We start from the raw sequence: 15,087 nt of genomic DNA, 5'->3' as shown, positions 1-15,087 counted from the left end.
CCGAACGCCGTGTTCCCGCCCTCCCGGGCGGGTACACCCCCCGGGTACGGTCGCGGGCGCACGGGGGGAGGCGAGTCGATGACGGAGGCTCCGCACGGCACCGGTGGGGCGCGCCGGCCCGTCGGAACGCTGGAAAGGGGCGAGCGCATCGGCACACAGCGGGGGGAGGAGCCGGAAGGCCCGGCCGACGGGCACGAGGCGGGGGTGCTCCTGCGGGAGTCCCGGGCGTCGGTCGACCCCGGGCTGCGGTCCGCCCTCGCGGCCCTGCCCGCCGGTATGCGGCGGGTCGCGCTCTACCACTTCGGCTGGCAGCACGCGGACGGCACACCGGCGTCCGGAAACGCGGGCAAGGCGATCCGCCCCGCGCTCGTCCTCGCCTCGGCCGCCGCCCTCGGCGGTCCCGCGGCCCGGGCGGCGGCGGTGCCGGCCGCGGCGGCGGTGGAGCTGGTCCACAACTTCACGTTGCTGCACGACGACGTGATGGACCGCGACAGCACCCGGCGCCACCGGCCGACCGCGTGGACCGTGTTCGGCGACGCCGACGCGATCCTCGCCGGGGACGCCCTCCAGGCGCTGGCCCTGCGGCTGCTCGCCGTGGACCCGCACCCGGCGTCGGCGGCGGCCGCCGCCCGGCTCACCGACTGCGTCATGGAACTCTGCGAGGGCCAGCACGCGGACACGGCCATGGAGCGGCGCGCCCCGGACGAGGTCACCCTCGAGGAGACGCTCGTCATGGCCGAGGCCAAGACGGGCGCGCTGCTGGGATGCGCCTGCGCGGTCGGCGCGCTCTACGCCGGGGCGGCCGACGAGGAGGTGGAGGCCCTGGACGCCTTCGGCCGGGAGGCCGGGCTGGCGTTCCAGCTCATCGACGACGTCATCGGCATATGGGGCGACCCGCGCCGCACCGGCAAGCCGGCCGGCGCGGACCTGGCCGCCCGGAAGAAGTCGCTTCCGGTGGTCGCCGCCCTCACCTCCGGCACTCCGGCCGCCGCCGAACTCGCCGAGCTGTACGCGGCACCGTACGACGAGGGCAAGGAGGACCTGGAGCGCAGCGCCCTGGCCGTGGAGCGGGCGGGTGGCCGTGACTGGGCGCAGGCCCAGGCCGCCGACCACATGGCCCGGGCCATGCAGGAACTGGCCCGCGCGGTGCCCGACCCGGAGGCGGCGGGCGGCCTGCTCGCGCTGGCCGAGTTCGTGACCCGGCGCACCACCTGACCATCCCGGCCGTCCGACGGCGATCGAGCGCCGGACGGCCGGGCACGACCCCGGAGCCCGTGCAGGGCCGTACGGACCTGACCGACGTACGGTCGCGCCGCCGAGGGCTCCGGCCCGGCGGGTCCCGCACTTCCCCACGGTGTGCGGGGCCCGCCTTCTCGGCGTACGTCCGAGACCGCTCCCGGTGCCCGCCGATGTCGGCGACTAGGCTCAACCGCCGTACGCACGAGCGAGGTTGAGGCGAAAGGGCGGGCGGGACATGGGTGTGGCGATCCGGACGGCGGGAGAGGGCGACCGGGAACGGGTCGTCCGGCTGCTGGACGAGGCGTTCCAGGACGATCCGGTGAGCGGCTGGATTTTCCCCGGTGAGGAGTACCGCCGCCGGACTCACCACCGGCTCATGGCCGCCTTCACCGACGCCGTGCTCGCCGACGGGCGCATCGACCTCATGGAGGACGGTGCGGCCTGCGCGCTCTGGCTGCCCGTGCCCGCGGGTGAGGACACCGGCGAGGAGCCGGGCGACGACGCCGAGGACGTCCCGGCCCTGGTGCGCGAGGCCGTCGATCCGGACAACGAGCGGGTGGAGTTGATAGCCCGGCTGACGGAAGGCATCCATCCGTCGGGCCGGGCCCACGAGTACCTGTGGATGATCGGCGTGGCCCCCGGCCGACAGGGCGAGGGTCTGGGCACCGCGCTCATCGGGACGGTCCTGGACCGGTGCGACCGCGAGGGGCTGCCCGCCTATCTGGAGGCGAGCAGCGACCGCAGCAAGGGCCTGTACGAACGCCTCGGCTTCGAGTTCACCGGCCGGGCCCTGGACCTCCCGGACGGCCCCCGGATGTGGCCGATGTGGCGCGAGCCGCGGCAAACCCCTTGGACCACTCCAGGCGGAGCACTATAAACGGAGTGCTTCAAGGGAGAGGGCACCGTCTTGCGCAAGCTCACGGAGTCGCTCGACCCCAACGTCGAGATCGTCTCGACGGACCTGGTCGGCAAGGTCCGCGAACTCAAGGCGGAGGACAGCGGCTTCGACATCTACCTGTGCGGTGGATCGGCCGTCGCCGGCGAGCTGTTCGACGAGGTCGACGAACTGGTCATCAAGACCTACCCCGTGGTGCTGGGCACCGGCATGCCGATGTTCGGGACCGGCGTCGCCGTCACCGAGTTCGTCCCGCAGTCGGTGCGGAGCTTCGGCAACGGCGTCGTGGTGCGGACGTACCGCAGGAAGCGCTGACCGGCGTCGCCGCCTACTGCGGCGAGGCCGGAAACGACCGCACCCGGACCGTCATGGACGCCGTTCTCGGCGGCCTGCGGACCGGGTGCGGACAGGTAGGCGATGCGACCTGCGTCATGGCAGGTCAGACGGCCTAGCCATAAATCAAGCCTTCTTGGTCTCCCAGAAGATCTTGTCGATCTGGGCGATGTAGTCCAGCGCCTTCTGGCCGGTCGCCGGGTCCTTCGAACCCTTGGCGGCCGAGAGGGCCTTCAGGGTGTCGTTGACCAGCTGGTGCAGCTCCGGGTACTTCTCGAAGTGCGGCGGCTTGAAGTAGTCGCTCCACAGCACGGAGACGTGGTGCTTCGCCAGCTCGGCGCGCTGCTCCTTGATGACCGTGGCACGCGTCTGGAAGTGCGGGTCGTCGTTGCCGGCCATCTTCTCCTGCACGGCCTTCACCGACTCCGCCTCGATGCGGGCCTGGGCCGGGTCGTACACGCCGCAGGGCAGGTCGCAGTGGGCGCTGACCGTGACCTTGGGGGCAAACAGGCGGGAAAGCATGAAGCGTTCCTTCCTCGTGATCGTCTTCTCAGGGGGGACATTACTCCCTGGGAGGCGCGATTTCGCGAGTGCCCCCGTGGGCTTAGGACAAAAGTCCGGGGTGAGACTGAGACTGGTGGAGGAAACACCGGGGAGGTGCCGGGTCATGCCGGAACAGTCGTCGCAGGAGACCGAACGCCCGAGAGGGGCGTTGCCTTTCGGCCCGGCCGAGGTGACCGGGCCGTCGATGGTGCCCACGCTCCATCACGGCGACGTGCTCCTCGTGCACTGGGGGGCGCAGGTCCGGCCGGGTGACGTCGTGGTGCTGCGGCATCCCTTCCAGCAGGACCTGCTGGTGGTCAAGCGGGCCGTCGAGCGGCGCGGGGCCGGCTGGTGGGTGCTCGGCGACAACGCCTTCGCGGGCGGTGACAGCACCGACTACGGGGTCGTCCCGGAGGAATTGGTCCTCGGGCGGGCGCGGGCGCGGTACCGGCCTTTGAGGCCGGGTCAGCGCTCGCCGTTCGCCGTGGGCCGCTGGGCGCTCTCCGCGCTCCGGCCGGTACTGGCCGACCGGTCCGCCTCCAGGCGCTTGCGGGCGCGGTAGGCCGCTACGTTGGCGCGGGTGGCGCAGCGGTCCGAGCAGTAGCGCCGGGAGCGGTTCGTCGAGGTGTCCAGGTAGGCGTTGCGGCAGGGGGTCGCCTCGCACAGGCCCAGGCGGTCCACGCCGTACTCGGTGAGGTGGAAGGCCAGGCCCATCGCCGCGATGGCGGCGAAACCGGCGGTCGCGTTGGACGGGTGGTCGGCCAGGTGCATGTGCCACAGCGGGCTGCCGTCGTCGTCGCGGTGGTCGTGGCCGGAGATCTGCGGGCTCACCGGGAATTCGAGGAGGAGTGAGTTCAGGAGGTCCACGGCGAGGGTCTCGTCGCCGCCGTCGGCCGCCTCGAAGACCGCGCGCAGCCGCCCGCGGACCGAGCGGAAGCGGGTCACGTCCGCGTCCGCGGCGCGCCGGGCCGCGGACTGGTTGGCGCCGAAGAGCTCGCGGACGGCCTCGACGGAGGTGAGGGAGTCCTGTCCCCGGGCCGGTTCCTCGGTGTTGACGAGACGCACGGCGTAATCCGAGTAATAGGCCAGTTCCACTTGTAGTCCTTACGAAGGGGCTCTATGGTCGTGCCTGCGGTCAGGTAATGCCTGATCGTGCTTACAGGGTATTACGTCACGCACGCGATGGAGGGGCTCGATGACGGACGCGGACATCACCACGGCCACCACGCCCGCAGCCGACTGGCAGGCCTGGCAGGAGAGCTGGGACCGGCAGCAGGAGTGGTACATGCCCGACCGGGAGGAACGCTTCCGGATCATGCTGGACATGGTCGAGGCACTGGTGGGGCCCGCACCCCGGGTGCTCGACCTCGCCTGCGGCACCGGCACCATCACGGCCCGCCTGCTGGCCCGCTTCCCCGAGGCCACCAGCACCGGCGTGGACCTCGACCCGGCGCTCCTCGCCATCGCCGAGGGCACCTTCGCCGGCGACGAACGGGTCTCCCTGGTCACCGCCGACCTCAAGGACCCCGACTGGACGGCGAAGCTGCCGTACGACTCGTACGACGCCGTACTGACCGCCACGGCCCTGCACTGGCTCCACGCCGAACCCCTCGCGGCCCTCTACGGTCGGGTCGCGGAGGTCGTCCGCGACGGTGGTCTCTTCATGAACGCGGACCACATGATCGACGAGACGACGCCCCGGATCAACGCGGCGGAGCGTGTGCAGCGGCACGCGCAGATGGACGCGGCCAAGGCGGGGGGTGCGCTCGACTGGTCCGAGTGGTGGCAGCTCGCCGCCAAGGACCCGGTCCTCGCCGGCCCCACCGCCCGCCGTTTCGAGATCTACGGCGAGCACGCCGACGGCGACATGCCCTCGGCCCAGTGGCACGCGCGCGTGCTGCGCGAGAAGGGCTTCGGTGAGGCGCGGCCGGTGTGGTGCTCGCCGTCGGACACGCTGCTGCTGGCGCTGAAGTAGGCGGCGGGAACGCCGGAGGGGGCGGTACGGATGTCCGTACCGCCCCCCTCCGGCGTGCGCAAGGGCGGGTGCTCAGAGGACCTTGGACAGGAACGCCTTGGTCCGCTCGTGCTGCGGGTCCGTCAGGACGTCGCGCGGGTTGCCCGACTCCACGACCACGCCGCCGTCCATGAAGACCAGGCTGTCGCCGACCTCACGGGCGAAGCCCATCTCGTGGGTCACGACGACCATCGTCATGCCGGACTCGGCGAGGTCGCGCATGACGTCCAGGACGTCACCGACCAGCTCCGGGTCGAGGGCCGAGGTCGGCTCGTCGAACAGCATCAGCTTCGGGTCCATCGCCAGGGCGCGGGCGATGGCGACGCGCTGCTGCTGGCCGCCGGAGAGCTGCGAGGGGTAGTTGCCGGCCTTGTCGCCGAGGCCCACCCGCTCCAGGAGGGCGGTGGCGCGCTCCCTGGCCTGGGCCTTGCTCGCGCCCTTGACCTGGATCGGCGCTTCCATGACGTTCTCGACGGCCGTCATGTGCGGGAACAGGTTGAAGCGCTGGAAGACCATGCCGATGTCCCGGCGTTTGAGGGCGACCTCGCTGTCCTTCAGCTCGTAGAGCTTGTCCCCCTTCTGGCGGTAGCCGACCAGCTCGCCGTCGACGTACAGACGCCCGGCGTTGATCTTCTCGAGGTGGTTGATACACCTGAGGAAGGTGGACTTGCCGGAGCCGGAGGGGCCGATGAGGCAGAACACCTCGCCCTGCTTCACCTCCAGGTCGATGCCCTTGAGGACCTCGACGGCGCCGAAGGACTTGTGGACGCCCTCGGCCTTCACCATGGCGGTCATGCGGTGCCTCCCGTCGTGCTGGAGCGGTTCGACAGGGACAGCACGTTCGCCTTGATCTTCTGGAACGGGGTGGCCGGCAGGGACCGGCTCGAACCGCGCGCGTAGTACCGCTCCAGGTAGTACTGGCCCACGCTGAAGACCGAGGTCAGCAGCAGGTACCAGGCCGCCGCCAGGAACAGCATCTCGGCCGGTGCGCCGGAGGTCTGGCCGATGTCCTGGGCCGCGCGGAACAGCTCCGGATACTGGACGACCGAGACCAGTGACGTCGTCTTCAGCATGTTGACGACCTCGTTGCCCGTGGGCGGCACGATCACGCGCATCGCCTGTGGGATCACGATCCGGCGCAGCGTCTTGGTGTGGCTCATGCCCAGCGCGTGCGCCGCCTCGGTCTGGCCCTCGTCGACCGCGAGCAGACCGGCCCGGCAGATCTCCGCCATGTACGCGGCCTCGTTGAGGCCGAGGCCGAGCAGCACCGTCAGGAACGGCGTCATGAAGTCCGACCACTCGTCCCGGTAGACCGGACCGAGGTTGATGTACTCGAAGACCAGGCCCAGGTTGAACCAGACCACCAGCTGCACCAGGACCGGCGTGCCGCGGAAGAACCAGATGTAGAACCACGCGATGGACGAGGTCACCGGGTTCTTCGACAGCCGCATGACGGCGAGCAGAATGCCGCCGAAGATGCCGATCGCCATGGCCAGGACGGTGATCAGCAGCGTCTTGCCCACGCCGGAGACGATCCGGTCGTCGAAGAAGTAGTCCGGGATCGCGCCCCAGTTGATCTTGCCCTGGGAGAACGCGTACACGACCGCGGCCAGCAGTGCGATCGCGACGGTCGCGGAGACGTACCGCCCGTAGTGCCGGACCGGGATGGCCTTGATGGCCTCCGGCCCGGCCGGCGGAGTGTCGGCCGGGCCGCCCGCCGTCTTGTCGATGTCAACAGTCACGGATGTTGCCTTTCAGCGCCGGCCGGGCGTCACTTGCCGCCGTTGACGGTGGCCTCGGTGACGGCGCCTTCCGCCACGCCCCACTTGTCGAGGACCTTCTCGTACTCGCCGTTGGCGATGATCGCGTCCAGCGCCGCCTTCAGGGCGTCCCGCAGCTGGGTGTTGTCCTTGGCGACCGCGATGCCGTACGGGGCGGCCTCGACCTGCTCGCCGACGATCTGGAAGTCCTTGCCGCCGCCGGAGGTCTTCACCGCGTACGCCGCGACCGGGAAGTCGGAGGAACCGGCGTCGGCGCCGCCCGCGCGCAGGCGGGTCTGGGCCTGCTGGTCGTTGTCGTAGGGCTCGATGGTGATCTTCTTGCCGGCCGGGCACTTCTCGTTCTCGGCCTTGGCGAGGTCCTCGGAGACCGTGCCGCGCTGGAGGACCAGCTTCTTGCCGCACAGGTCGGACCAGGTCTTGATGCCCTGGTCGTCGCCCTTCTTGGTGTAGATCGAGACACCGGCGGTGAAGTAGTCCACGAAGTCGACGCCCTGGCCGACCTTCTTGCCGGTCTCGGAGTCGATGCCCTCCTGGCGCTCCTTGGTGTCGGTCATCGCCGACATGGCGATGTCGTAGCGCCCGGAACGCAGACCGGTGATCAGGGTGTCGAAGGTCCCGTTCGCGAACTCGAACTTCACGCCGAGCTGCTTGCCCATGGCGTCCGCGAGGTCGGGGTCGATGCCGACCGTCTTGCCGGACTTGTCCTTGAACTCGACCGGGGCGTAGGCGATGTCGGAACCGACCTTGATGACGCCTGCGTCCCGAATGTCCTGCGGCAGCCTGTCGGCCAGCGGGGCGCTCACCGCGGACTGGTTGTCGCTGCCGGAGTCGCTGTTCTCGGTCTGGTCGCCGCATCCGGTGAGCAGCAGGGCGCCTGCGACCGCGATCGCACCGGCCGCTGCTGTCCGGGAGTGCGCGGCGGTCGTACGACGGGTGGAGCGTGCGGTCATGGTGGTTCCTCCGGCGGATGAAAGGAGATGCCGATGGGGACGGTGGAGTTCCGGTGGGGCGGGGCGCCGGCCGGGGGACCGGCAGGCGCGGTGGGTCGACGAGAGCACACGCCTTCGAGTGTCGCGACCTCGTGTGATTACGGCATCTTGCCATTCGGACTCGGCCATTCAGGGGGGACGTCATGTCAAAATCGGATAACGGGTGACCCCCCGAACCGCACCAGGCCGGTACAACACGACCGAACCTTTACGGGAATCTCCTCTTCCGGCCGAAAGATCTTCGGCATTCCTGGAAATGCGGAGATGGTCCGGCGGTGCGTGCGCCTGTCAAGAGCTTGTCGCCGACGTCTGTCAAGGGCTCCAGTGAAGTTGTCCTGATACTCGCCTATGAGTCATGTCACCGACATGCGGCGCTCGAGGTCCGGCATGTGAGCTTGCCCTTATCCGACTCGTCGCAGGGGGCGTCCGTCGGGTAAGAAGGTTCTTTACACCCCTCATCAGGGGCTCAGGGCGCGTGTGCGGCGCGCCCGTCGCGCAGGCCTCCCTGTGGCCCCAACGGCCATCCACCTGTGCGGTGCCCGCCCATTCCTCACCAGGAGTGGACAAACCCTCAAACCATGAACTCTTAAGGGGTAAGACAAGTGGCAGCGGAGATCGTCAATCCTCGCAGCGACAGCGACGCCGGTACGGAGCAGGAGACGGGGGAGCCCCTCGACTCCTTCGACCCGGCGTTCGCGCTGCACCGCGGCGGCAAGATGGCCGTGCAGGCCACCGTGCCGGTCCGCGACAAGGACGACCTGTCCCTGGCGTACACGCCCGGCGTCGCGAAAGTGTGCAGCGCGATCGCCGAGCAGCCCGACCTGGTGCACGACTACACGTGGAAGTCGTCGGTCGTGGCGGTCGTGACGGACGGTACTGCGGTTCTGGGGCTCGGGGACATCGGCCCCGAGGCCTCCCTTCCGGTGATGGAGGGGAAGGCGATCCTCTTCAAGCAGTTCGGCGGCGTGGACGCGGTTCCGATCGCGCTGGACTGCACGGACGCGGACGACATCGTCGAGACGGTGGTGCGGCTCGCGCCCTCCTTCGGCGGCGTGAACCTGGAGGACATCTCGGCACCGCGGTGCTTCGAGATCGAGCGCAAGCTCCAGGAGCGGCTCGACATCCCGATCTTCCACGACGACCAGCACGGCACGGCGGTCGTGACGCTGGCGGCGCTGCGGAACGCGGCGCGGCTGAGCGGGCGGACGCTGGGTGAGCTGCGGGCGGTGATCTCGGGTGCGGGCGCGGCCGGCGTCGCCATCGCCAAGATGCTGGTCGAGGCCGGCATCGGGGACGTCGCGGTCGCGGACCGCAAGGGCGTCGTCTCCGCCGACCGGGACGACCTGACACCGGTCAAGCAGGAGCTGGCCTCCTTCACCAACAAGGCCGGGCTGTCCGGCTCGCTCGAGTCGGCCCTCGCGGGCGCCGACGTCTTCATCGGCGTGTCCGGCGGTACGGTGCCGGAGCCGGCGGTCGCCTCGATGGCGAAGGGTGCCTTCGTCTTCGCGATGGCCAACCCGAACCCCGAGGTGCACCCGGAGGTCGCGCACAAGTACGCGGCGGTCGTGGCGACGGGGCGGTCCGACTTCCCGAACCAGATCAACAACGTGCTGGCCTTCCCGGGCATCTTCGCGGGCGCGCTGCAGGTGCGGGCGTCGCGGATCACCGAGGGCATGAAGCTCGCGGCGGCCGAGGCGCTGGCCTCCGTGGTGGGCGACGACCTCGCCGCGGACTACGTCATCCCGTCCCCGTTCGACGAGCGCGTGGCGCCGGCCGTCACGGCGGCGGTGGCGGCGGCGGCCCGGGCGGAGGGTGTCGCGCGCCGGTGACGGTGTGATGTGTGTGTGGTGAGCGGCCTCGTCCTCGGTGGACGGGGCCGTTCGCTTTTCGGGCGGGGCGGCGTTGGTGCGGGCCGGGGGTGGGTGCGCAGCCCGGCGTTGCGGGGTGCCTCCCCCACTCTCGGCTGCGCTCGAGCGGGAGGTGCCCCCACCGCCCACCCGTGCCGCCCCAGCGGCACGACTGCCCGCAGCTACGACGGGGACGACCGCCCGCAGCTATGGCGGGGACGACCGCCCGCAGCTACGGCGGGCACGACTGCCCGCAGCTGGGGTGCCCGGCGGCAAGAGGGTGAGTGTCACACGGCGGTGTGGTTCCGGTCGGCGGGTGTGTTACTTATCGTCAAGGTCATGTTCGCTGTCTACGCCGCCCGAATCGACCGCGACCAGCCGCTGACCGGCCTGGAGTTGGGAGAGCGCCCGGCTCCCGAGGCCCGCCCCGGCTGGAGCGTCGTCGATGTCAGGGCCGCCTCCCTCAACCATCACGACCTGTGGTCCCTGCGAGGCGTCGGCCTCCCCGAGGACCGGCTGCCGATGATCCTCGGCTGCGACGCCGCGGGCGTCGACGAGGACGGCAACGAGGTCGTCCTGCACTCCGTGATCGGCCAGACCGGTCACGGCGTCGGCCCCGAGGAACCCCGCTCGATCCTCACCGAGCGCTACCAGGGGACGTTCGCCGAGCGGGTCGCCGTGCCGACCTGGAACGTCCTGCCCAAGCCGAAGGAGCTCTCCTTCGCGGAGGCCGCCTGTCTGCCGACCGCCTGGCTGACGGCGTACCGGATGCTGTTCACCAACGCCGGGGTGCGCCCCGGGGACTCCGTGCTGGTGCAGGGTGCCGGCGGTGGGGTCGCCACGGCCGCGATCGTGCTCGGCAAGGCCGCAGGGCTGCGGGTCTTCGCCACCAGCCGGGACGAGGCCAAGCGCAAGCGTGCCCTGGAGCTGGGCGCAGTGGAGGCCGTGGAGACGGGCGCGCGGCTGCCGCAGCGGGTCGACGCCGTCATCGAGACCGTGGGTGCGGCCACCTGGTCCCACTCGGTGAAGTCGCTCAAGCCGGGCGGCACCCTGGTCATCTCCGGCGCCACCAGCGGCGACCGGCCCTCCCATGCCGAGCTGACCCGCATCTTCTTCCTGGAGCTCAAGGTCGTCGGTTCCACGATGGGCACCAAGGACGAGCTGGAGGACCTGCTGTCCTTCTGTGCCGCCACCGGTGTCCGTCCCGTCATCGACGAGGTGCTCCCGCTGGACCGGGCCCGCGAGGGCTTCGAGCGGATGGCCTCCGGGGAGCAGTTCGGCAAGATCGTGCTCAGCGGCTCCTGACGCCTTCTCCAGGTGCCTCCCGCACCCGGGTTCTGTCAACCAGCATTGACAAAGCCCGGGTGTCAACCTATGTTGACTGCATGAGCGAAGCAACCGATCTCGCCGCGCGCGCGGGTGATCGCGATCCCCGGGTCGGGCTGCGGGCCGTCGCCGCACTGCGCAGGCTGCTGGAGCAGCTCGAGGCGGTGCAGGTACGCGGCGCACGCAATCAGGGGTGGTCGTGGCAGGAGATCGCCACCGAACTCGGGGTCAGCAGGCAGGCCGTGCACAAGAAGTACGGGAGGCATTGATGTTCAATCGGTTCACGAAGGACGCCCGGGACGTGGTGCAGGAGGCGGTCCGGTACGCCGAGGAGGCGCGGGCGCAGACCGTCGGCCCTGAGCACCTGCTGCTGGCGCTGCTCGACCGGGAGGGCAGCCGGGGCTCCTTCGCGCTGGGGGCGCTGGGGGTGCTCGGAGCCGGAGGGCGCGGTGACGCGGTGCGGCAGGCGCTGGCGGAGGCGCGGCGCCGCGCCGGGCTGTCGCAGGCCGAGGCCGACGCGCTCGCCGGGCTCGGGATCGACGTCTCCGAGATCGTCGCCCGGGTGGAGGAGGCCCACGGCGTCGGCGCGATGTCCGGTGACCGGAAGGACCGGCGCTGGTGGTCCGGACACCGCAGCTTCGGCAAGGGCGCCAAGGAAGCGCTGGAGCAGGCCCTCCGGGTCGCCGTCGACCGGCGCGACCGGTGGATCGGGGACGAGCACATCCTCCTCGCCCTGACCGTCCGACCCGGTGTGCCCGCCGAGGTGCTCGCCGACCACGGAGTGACGTACGAGTCGCTGACCAGGGTGCTGGGCGGCGACTCGGGAGAGGCCTGCGCCTGACGGAAGCGGCTCCGCGGCCCCCCGGGCTCAGGGCTTGGGGGCCCGCAGTATCGCTCCGATGTGAGCCGCGGCTGCCGACAGGCGCCGGCGTGACTCGCTCAGCTGGTCGGCCGTCACCCCGTGGTCCCGGGCCGCGTCCCGGATGTCGTCCCGGAAGCGGTCGAGCAGCCGGTCCAGGTCGCGGGCGGGGTCGCCGGTGGACTCCGCGGCGTCCTCGTGGGCCCAGGCGGGCGCGTAACCGGCCGGGAAGTCCTCGGGCGTGGAGGAGTACTCGGCCCGGTGGCCGGACGTGGTGTCGTCGGAGCGGCCGAAGCCCCAGTCCCTGCCGAACTCCTTCCCGAAGTCCTTGCCGAAGTCGCCGACCTCCTTGGCCAGTTCGCTCAGCCCCTCGCGCAGCCCCGTCGGCCAGTCGCCCCGTGCGAAGTGGTCCTGCACCTGTTCCTGGACTCGCTGGGCGATGCGCTGCACTTCCTCCTGCGCCTGCGTCCGGGCCCGCTCCTGGGCCTCCTTGGCCTGGCGCCGGGCCCGCTGGGCCTCCTCGCGGGCGCGGCGGCTCTCGTCCTTGGCGCGGCGGGCCTGCTCCTTCCACTCCTGCTTGACGCGCCGCATCTCCTCCTTGGCCGCGCGCCAGGCCTCCTTGTCGTCGGCGCCCGCGGTGCCGGTGGCGAAGGAGTCGCCCTCGCCCTGCGCCCCGGAGCCGGTGCCCCGGCGCGCCGCGCCGGCCGCGGCGCGCATCTCCCGGCGCAGGTCACCCGCGGCACCGCGGACGTCGGCCCGGATCTCGGCGGCGAGCTCGGCGACCGACTCGCGGATCTCCAGCTCCAGGTCGGCAAGTTCACCGCTGCGGTCGGACAGCTCGGCACGGCCGGCGTCCGTGATGGCGTACACCTTGCGTCCGCCCTCGGTGGTGTGGGTGACCAGGCCCTCGGCCTCCAGCTTGGCCAGGCGCGGGTACACCGTGCCCGCCGACGGCGCGTACAGGCCCTGGAAGCGCTCCTCGAGGAGGCGGATCACCTCGTAGCCGTGGCGCGGTGCCTCGTCGAGGAGCTTGAGGAGGTAGAGGCGGAGGCGGCCGTGCGCGAAGACGGGGGGCATGTCAGAGCACCTTCTTGTCGGTCGTGCTGTCGGCCGGGGCGCCGGCGGCGCCGTGGTCCCGGCCGGAAGCGGAATTGTCCCCCGAGTCGTCCTGTGCATCGCCCACCGGGCCGGAAGACCGACCCGGCGCATCGTCCTCCCACGGTGCCTCCTCCGTCGCCGGTCGGCGCAGCAGGGCGATCGAGCCGGAGACCGTGGTGGCCTTCAGGCGGCCGTTGCCCGCGCCGAGCCGGCCGGTGATCCGCTTGGCGCCCCACTGGCCGGTCACCCGCAGATCCTCGAAGGCGTTGGAGACGGAGCCGCTCGCCGTGTTGGCCTCCACCTTCGCGTCGGCCGGCTGCGGCAGCCGGATGGCGATCTCGCCCGAGACGCTGTTCAGGCTGATGTCGGTCGGCCCGCCCGTCGTGTCCAGGTCGACGACCATCGAACCGCTCACCGAGTCGGCCCGCACGGAGGAACCCGCCTCCACCACCGTGAGGTCCCCGGAGACCGAATTGAAGCGCAGGTCGCCGGCGAGGGCCTGCGCCTCCACATTCCCCGAGACGGTGTCCGCGCGGACCGGGCCCGCGAGGCTCACCAGCGTGGTGTCCCCGAAGACGCCCTTCACCTCGGCACGACCCTCCAGCCCCGAGACGACGGCCGCCGCACCGACCACCCCGACCTCCACACGGGTGCTGGTCGGAACGGCGAGGGAGACCACCGCGTTGCGGCGCCAGCCCTTGCGGTCGAGCCATTTGAGGAAGCCCTTCCAGGGCAGGTCCTCGTAGGCCACGGTGAGCACGCCGTCCTGCTGGGTCACGATCAGGGGTGGCCCCTCGATCTCGGAGACCTCCAGGCGTGCGGAACCCTCGTCCGTGCCCACGACGTTCACCGTTCCATGGACGATGCGTACCTGGAGCTCCCTGACGGACTCGTCGAAGGCGAGCTTCCTGGGCTCCGCGACGGACCACTCGGACATGGTGCAGACCTCCTCGACCGAACGCGCCATATCGCGTCCTTCCTTATTCACGATATATCGCGGACACGGAAAGTCAAGACACTCGTCCTGGTGATCCGTGACCGGCCGAGGATGAGGATTTGATCTAGTTTGTGAGCATGTCGACAGAAGAGTCCGCACCCGATTCCGGCGCCCTGCTCCTGTGCCGCGCCGATCCGGACTCCGTCGCCGCCGTCGCCCCGCTGCTGGGCGAACGCATGCCACTGGTCCCGGCCGGCGCGCGGTGGAGCGTGCTCGTCCCGGAGGGCGGGCCCTGGCGGCACGGCGACGAACCGGTCGACCGCGTGGTCACCGGCTGGGCCGCGGCGCTCGCCGTCGGCGCCGACTGGCCCGTACTGGCCCTGTGGTGGGACGCCGACCGGGCCGGCTACACCCTCGCGTCAGGCTTCCGCCGCCCCGTCGGCTACGTGTGGCTCGCGGACGGCACCCCGGCCGGCGAGGAGGAGGCCATGCGCACTTTCGCCGCCCGCCTCGGGCTGGACCCCGTTCTGGACCTCCAGGCGCTGGACGGGCTGACCCGCCCGGACCGCGAGGCCGACGCGGTCGCCAGACTGCGGGGCCTGCTGGCGGTGCTCACGCGCGCGGGGATCACCCTCCCTGCCGGGCTCGGTCCCGGCGAAGGCGCGGAACGCCTCGGTCCGGTCGCCGGCGCCCTGCCAGGCTCCCGGTGGACCGAGGCCCCCGGACGCCGCCCGACCGCCGACGAGAGCCACCTCGCCGCCTGGATGCCCTGGGTGGGCGGCCCCGGGGCCCGCGCCCTGGCCCTGGCGCAGATGGCGGCCGGTCTGCCGCTCACCGTCTGGGGCCTGCGGCGCCGCAGCGGCGGCTGGACCACCGCGGGGGCACTGCTGCTGGCGCACGGCGCGCTCGGGACGGCGTACGGCCTCTCCAAGCGCTCCTGATGGCACCCCGGGGCGCCGTCGGCCCGTACGGGCTGTGCGTGCCTACTCGTCCTCGTCCTCGTCGTCCAGCCGCGCCAGCCAGGTGGCCAGCCGCTCCACCGGCACCTCGAAGTCCGGGTTCAGGTCGACGAAGGTCCGCAGCTGCTCGGCGAGCCACTCGAAGGTGACCTCCTCCTCGCCGCGCCGCTTCTCCAGCTCCTCGATGCCACGGTCGGTGAAGTACATGCCGTCAAGGATAAGTGCAGGCAAAGGGCCGGGCCGCACTCCCGAAGAGGGGATGCGGCC

At 71.3% G+C, this 15,087-nt stretch carries 17 protein-coding genes and 1 pseudogene; 10 read left to right on the top strand and 8 right to left on the bottom strand.

Features of this window, described 5'->3' with window-relative positions:
- Window positions 1–78 precede the first annotated feature (78 nt).
- From KUM03_RS08870 to KUM03_RS08860, 3 genes and pseudogenes are all read left to right on the top strand, one after another.
- Window positions 79–1,215 (top strand): family 2 encapsulin nanocompartment cargo protein polyprenyl transferase, encoded by a 1,137-nt coding sequence (locus KUM03_RS08870; protein ID WP_217246479.1) that lies wholly within the window; start codon window positions 79–81, stop codon window positions 1,213–1,215.
- 259 nt (window positions 1,216–1,474) lie between these two features.
- The gene (locus tag KUM03_RS08865) at window positions 1,475–2,116 is read left to right on the top strand and encodes a GNAT family N-acetyltransferase (RefSeq protein WP_217246478.1); all 642 of its coding nucleotides are present in this window, start codon (window positions 1,475–1,477) and stop codon (window positions 2,114–2,116) included.
- 33 nt (window positions 2,117–2,149) lie between these two features.
- Window positions 2,150–2,449 (top strand): annotated as a pseudogene (locus tag KUM03_RS08860) (dihydrofolate reductase family protein); the annotation flags it as partial.
- 144 nt (window positions 2,450–2,593) lie between these two features.
- Here KUM03_RS08860 and sodN read toward each other — a convergent pair.
- Window positions 2,594–2,989 carry a superoxide dismutase, Ni gene (sodN, locus tag KUM03_RS08855; RefSeq protein ID WP_003973716.1) on the bottom strand — a complete coding sequence of 132 codons (396 nt, stop codon included), beginning with the start codon at window positions 2,987–2,989 and terminating at the stop codon, window positions 2,594–2,596.
- Between the two features lie 145 nt (window positions 2,990–3,134).
- On the opposite strand from sodN, the gene sodX reads away from it, so the two are divergent.
- Window positions 3,135–3,572 carry a nickel-type superoxide dismutase maturation protease gene (gene sodX / locus KUM03_RS08850; RefSeq protein WP_217246477.1) on the top strand — a complete coding sequence of 146 codons (438 nt, stop codon included), beginning with the start codon at window positions 3,135–3,137 and terminating at the stop codon, window positions 3,570–3,572.
- Here sodX and KUM03_RS08845 read toward each other — a convergent pair.
- The gene (locus tag KUM03_RS08845; protein ID WP_217246476.1) at window positions 3,476–4,105 is read right to left on the bottom strand and encodes an ABATE domain-containing protein; all 630 of its coding nucleotides are present in this window, start codon (window positions 4,103–4,105) and stop codon (window positions 3,476–3,478) included. The two genes, sodX and KUM03_RS08845, sit on opposite strands and share 97 nt — an antisense overlap.
- Before the next feature lie 100 nt (window positions 4,106–4,205).
- Between KUM03_RS08845 and KUM03_RS08840 the strand changes: the two genes are divergently transcribed.
- Window positions 4,206–4,985 (top strand): trans-aconitate 2-methyltransferase, encoded by a 780-nt coding sequence (locus KUM03_RS08840; RefSeq protein WP_217246475.1) that lies wholly within the window; start codon window positions 4,206–4,208, stop codon window positions 4,983–4,985.
- Window positions 4,986–5,057: 72 nt separating this feature from the next.
- Here the strand turns inward: KUM03_RS08840 and KUM03_RS08835 are convergent, their stop codons facing one another.
- The 3 genes from KUM03_RS08835 to KUM03_RS08825 are packed head-to-tail and all read right to left on the bottom strand — an operon-like array spanning window position 5,058 to window position 7,755.
- Window positions 5,058–5,819, bottom strand: a complete 762-nt coding sequence (locus KUM03_RS08835; protein WP_302185843.1) for an amino acid ABC transporter ATP-binding protein — start codon at window positions 5,817–5,819, stop codon at window positions 5,058–5,060.
- Window positions 5,816–6,766 carry an amino acid ABC transporter permease gene (locus KUM03_RS08830; RefSeq protein ID WP_217246474.1) on the bottom strand — a complete coding sequence of 317 codons (951 nt, stop codon included), beginning with the start codon at window positions 6,764–6,766 and terminating at the stop codon, window positions 5,816–5,818. Before KUM03_RS08830 ends, KUM03_RS08835 begins: the two co-directional genes overlap by 4 nt.
- Window positions 6,767–6,795: 29 nt before the next feature.
- Window positions 6,796–7,755, bottom strand: coding sequence for an ABC transporter substrate-binding protein (locus tag KUM03_RS08825; RefSeq protein WP_217246473.1), 960 nt, complete (start codon window positions 7,753–7,755; stop codon window positions 6,796–6,798).
- A gap of 641 nt (window positions 7,756–8,396) precedes the next feature.
- Here KUM03_RS08825 and KUM03_RS08820 point away from each other — a divergent pair.
- The 4 genes from KUM03_RS08820 (at window position 8,397) to KUM03_RS08805 (ending at window position 11,808) form a co-directional block, all read left to right on the top strand.
- The gene (locus tag KUM03_RS08820; RefSeq protein WP_217246472.1) at window positions 8,397–9,623 is read left to right on the top strand and encodes an NADP-dependent malic enzyme; all 1,227 of its coding nucleotides are present in this window, start codon (window positions 8,397–8,399) and stop codon (window positions 9,621–9,623) included.
- A gap of 357 nt (window positions 9,624–9,980) precedes the next feature.
- Entirely contained in the window at window positions 9,981–10,946 is a 966-nt protein-coding gene (locus KUM03_RS08815) for a zinc-binding dehydrogenase (RefSeq protein ID WP_217246471.1), read from the top strand.
- 80 nt (window positions 10,947–11,026) lie between these two features.
- Window positions 11,027–11,236: an HTH domain-containing protein gene (locus KUM03_RS08810; protein WP_043383227.1), complete on the top strand. Its 210-nt coding sequence runs from the start codon at window positions 11,027–11,029 to the stop codon at window positions 11,234–11,236.
- Window positions 11,236–11,808 carry a Clp protease N-terminal domain-containing protein gene (locus KUM03_RS08805; protein ID WP_217246470.1) on the top strand — a complete coding sequence of 191 codons (573 nt, stop codon included), beginning with the start codon at window positions 11,236–11,238 and terminating at the stop codon, window positions 11,806–11,808. Before KUM03_RS08810 ends, KUM03_RS08805 begins: the two co-directional genes overlap by 1 nt.
- 27 nt (window positions 11,809–11,835) lie before the next feature.
- Here the strand turns inward: KUM03_RS08805 and KUM03_RS08800 are convergent, their stop codons facing one another.
- A complete protein-coding gene (locus KUM03_RS08800; protein ID WP_217246469.1) occupies window positions 11,836–12,903 on the bottom strand; it encodes a PadR family transcriptional regulator in 1,068 nt (355 codons plus the stop codon).
- Between the two features lies 1 nt (window position 12,904).
- On the bottom strand, window positions 12,905–13,861 hold the full coding sequence (locus tag KUM03_RS08795) for a DUF4097 family beta strand repeat-containing protein (RefSeq protein WP_217246468.1): 957 nt from the start codon (window positions 13,859–13,861) through the stop codon (window positions 12,905–12,907).
- 137 nt (window positions 13,862–13,998) lie between these two features.
- On the opposite strand from KUM03_RS08795, the gene KUM03_RS08790 reads away from it, so the two are divergent.
- Window positions 13,999–14,802 carry a hypothetical protein gene (locus KUM03_RS08790; protein ID WP_217246467.1) on the top strand — a complete coding sequence of 268 codons (804 nt, stop codon included), beginning with the start codon at window positions 13,999–14,001 and terminating at the stop codon, window positions 14,800–14,802.
- Window positions 14,803–14,844: 42 nt separating this feature from the next.
- Here KUM03_RS08790 and KUM03_RS08785 read toward each other — a convergent pair whose 3' ends face one another.
- Window positions 14,845–15,027 carry a DUF6104 family protein gene (locus KUM03_RS08785; protein WP_003961784.1) on the bottom strand — a complete coding sequence of 61 codons (183 nt, stop codon included), beginning with the start codon at window positions 15,025–15,027 and terminating at the stop codon, window positions 14,845–14,847.
- Window positions 15,028–15,087 lie beyond the last annotated feature (60 nt).

Origin of the sequence: Streptomyces sp. AC602_WCS936 (genome assembly GCF_019049125.1) — a bacterium.
Lineage (GTDB): Bacteria > Actinomycetota > Actinomycetes > Streptomycetales > Streptomycetaceae > Streptomyces.
Note: the sequence above shows the minus strand (reverse complement) of the source record. Positions and strands in the feature narration are given on the sequence as shown.